This window comes from Bacillus cereus group sp. Bce019 (genome assembly GCF_051781745.1).
Classification (GTDB): Bacteria; Bacillota; Bacilli; order Bacillales; family Bacillaceae_G; genus Bacillus_A; species Bacillus_A cereus.
Window position 1 is genome coordinate 1 of record NZ_JBPWJX010000263.1, and the last position, 251, is coordinate 251.

Here is a 251-nt window from a genome sequence, read left to right on the forward strand (position 1 = left end):
TTCGATGTTCTTAAGCATAAAGCTATGTAACTCATTATAAGCATCATTTTGTGAGTCTCTTATGTCCTCAAATGTATGCTCACTTAAACCGCCATATACCTTTTGAACATTTAGCATCATTGATTTGTATATGCGTTCGTACACTGGTTCGTTTGAGTTGTATTCGTTAAAGGCTTGATAGCTATCTCTTTCTGTTATTGTTGCTTTTCCAGTTGGCTGGAAGTTCTCATCCAAACAAACTTTCAGGTGGA

General features: G+C 36.3%; 1 protein-coding gene. It reads right to left on the reverse strand.

The genetic code is table 11. From position 1 onward, the window contains the following. A partial coding sequence (locus ACS2QP_RS28270; protein WP_438883139.1) for a hypothetical protein occupies positions 1-251 on the reverse strand: 251 nt, incomplete at both ends.